3 protein-coding genes are annotated in these 2,785 nt (G+C 57.6%); 2 read left to right on the forward strand and 1 reads right to left on the reverse strand.

The features are described 5' to 3' along the window. A partial coding sequence (locus K5905_RS31100; RefSeq protein WP_297591588.1) for a malonyl-CoA decarboxylase occupies window positions 1-972 on the forward strand: 972 nt, incomplete at its 5' end. Next, complete coding sequence (locus K5905_RS31105; protein WP_297591589.1) at window positions 965-2,479, forward strand: malonyl-CoA synthase; 1,515 nt, start codon at window positions 965-967, stop codon at window positions 2,477-2,479. The genes K5905_RS31100 and K5905_RS31105, both read left to right, overlap by 8 nt. Before the next feature lie 62 nt (window positions 2,480-2,541). On the opposite strand, the gene K5905_RS31110 is transcribed toward K5905_RS31105, so the two are convergent. After that, window positions 2,542-2,785: hypothetical protein (locus K5905_RS31110; protein WP_297591590.1), on the reverse strand; the 244-nt coding region annotated here is incomplete at its 5' end.

Here is a 2,785-nt window from a genome sequence, read left to right on the forward strand (position 1 = left end):
AACTTCATGGCGGCCGCAGAGCCGCGCCGGCAGGAACTGTTCCGACGCCTGAACCGGGTTCCCGGCGCAACCGGCGCACTTGTCAAAATGCGCGCGGATCTTTTGCGGCTTCGCAACCGGGAACCCGAGCTTGAGGCGCTCGACCTCGACCTCAGGCATCTGTTCGCCTCCTGGTTCAATCGGGGGTTCCTCGTGCTTCGGCCGATCAACTGGGAAAGCCCTGCGCATATTCTGGAAAAGATCATCGCCTATGAGGCGGTGCATGCCATTGACAGCTGGGAAGACCTGCGCCGCCGGCTGGAACCGACCGACCGGCGTTGCTTTGCGTTCTTTCATCCATCCATGCCGGATGAACCTCTTATTTTCGTCGAAGTGGCCCTGACCAGTGGGACACCAAATTCGGTCCAGTTGCTGCTTGCCGAAGATCGGGCAGCGATGCCGGCCGAAGACGCGGATACGGCCGTATTTTATTCGATTTCGAACTGCCAGAGCGGTCTTGCCAGTATTTCATTCGGCAATTCCCTGATCAAACAGGTCGCCGCCGACCTCTCCGCTGAGCTCCCCGGCCTGAAAACATTTGTGACCCTATCCCCGATTCCAGGTCTCACGAGGTGGCTGGAAGAGAAAGGGCAGGAATGGAAGGACAACGCTCCGGATGAGATGAAGGCAGAGGCGGCCCATTATCTGCTGAATGCCAAGACCAAGATCGGCCTGCCTTTTGATCCCGTCGCCCGCTTTCACCTCGGCAACGGCGCGATCGTGCATGCCGTCCATGCCGACGCAGATGTTTCGCAAAAGGGCCGCGCGCAATCAAACGGCACGATGGTCAACTACCTTTATGACCTCACCCGGGTTGCCCAGAACCACGAACAGTTTGCGACGACCCAGGAAGTCGTTGCCACCGATCAGGTGCAGTCCCTCGCCAGATCCTCCGCTCTTAAGCAATCCAGGAAAGGTAGCTTTCATGCCTAACCCTCTCTTTGACAACCTGTTTGGCATCCACGCTGGCAAGACCACACCCTTTCTGCATCTAGCTGACGGAACCACGATCAGCCATGTCGATTTTCTCGCGGTGACCGCGAGAATTGCAAATGTTATGACGCAGAACGGACTGACGCCGGGCGACCGGGTCGCGGCTCAGGTGCAGAAATCCCCCGAAGCCCTTGCACTTTATGCAGCCTGTGTTCAGGCCGGGCTTGTGTTTCTGCCTCTCAACACCGCCTACACTGTTGAAGAACTGTCCTATTTCATTGAAAACAGCGGCGCGTCCCTGATTGTCTGTGATGAAAGAAGTGAAGCGGCACTGACAGCCGTTGCAAACGACCTGGGCGCCCGTCTCGAGACCTTGAACGCCGACGGCTCCGGCACATTGATGCTACGAGCCGAGAGCATGCCGGATGTCTATGCGACCGCCGACCGCGAGGGAGACGACCTGGCAGCGTTTCTCTACACTTCCGGCACAACGGGCCGATCCAAAGGGGCGATGCTGACGCAGCACAATCTGCTGTCGAATGCGGCAACACTCGCTAAGGAGTGGCGCTTCACAAAAGATGATGTCCTTCTGCACGCCCTGCCGATCTTCCACACCCACGGACTTTTCGTCGCCACCAACATCACCCTGGCGGCCGGTGGCAGCATGATCTTCCTGTCGAAATTCGATCTCGACGAAGTCTTAAAACGGTTGCCTCAGGCAACAGCGATGATGGGCGTGCCCACGTTTTACACGCGACTTCTGGAAGACGACCGTTTCACGAGAGAGCTCACCGCCCATATCCGCCTCTTCGTCTCCGGCTCCGCTCCGCTTCTGGCGGAAACACATATTCAATTCGAGGACCGCACAGGCCATCGCATCCTTGAACGCTATGGCATGACCGAAACCAACATGAACACTTCAAACCCCTATGACGGCGACCGCCGCGCGGGGACGGTTGGCTTCCCATTGCCCGGCGTCGAGCTGAAAATCACCGACCCGGACACCGGTGACACAATGGCTGCCGGTCAAGTCGGTCAGATCGAGGTGCGTGGACCGAATGTCTTCAAGGGATACTGGCAGATGCCTGAAAAGACAGCTGCGGAACTACGCACCGACGGATTCTTCATTACGGGAGATCTCGGAAAGATCGACGAAGAGGGTTACGTCCATATCGTCGGCCGCAACAAGGACCTGATCATCTCCGGCGGCTATAACATCTATCCGAAGGAAATCGAGCTGGTGCTCGACGACCAGCCTGGTGTTCTGGAGAGCGCCGTCATCGGTGTTCCTCATCCTGACTTCGGCGAGACCGTGCTTGGAATTCTTATTCCCGAAAAAGGGACCGCACCGGATCTCGACAAGGTCGAGGAAGCTGTCAAAACATCCTTGGCCCGGTTCAAGCATCCCCGGAAACTCATCTTCCAGGAAGAACTGCCCCGCAATACCATGGGCAAGGTTCAGAAAAACGTCTTGCGGGATCAATATCAGGACATGTTTGCCCAGTAACCTCCCAGGCTCTGTGCGGTGTGTCCGCGGGACCTGACATTGCGTCGGGTCCCGCATTTGCCTTAAGCCATTTCAGGCAAGGTTCGCTCCGGATAAAGTGACGGCAGGACATCTCCCTTCTTGCCGGTTCGGGTGAAACGACGCGTAACGTCTTCCGCGATCCGGATCATCGGGCTGCTGTCCCAATCCTGCCGGGCCATTTCGCCCGCGTAAAGACGGGTTTCCAATCTTTGTATTTCGGCGCCAAACGCGTCCGGAATGGAAGTCTCTTTCGAAAGCGCCCTCTGCCAGGCAAGCGCCGCGAGG

The sequence above is a fragment of the Roseibium sp. genome, from assembly GCF_025698965.1.
In the GTDB taxonomy this organism is placed as follows: domain Bacteria; phylum Pseudomonadota; class Alphaproteobacteria; order Rhizobiales; family Stappiaceae; genus Roseibium.

Coding starts and splice junctions, on each gene's coding strand:
- K5905_RS31105 (WP_297591589.1), top strand. CDS start 965: ATGCCTAACCCTCTCTTTGACAACCTGTTTGGCATCCACGCTGGCAAG.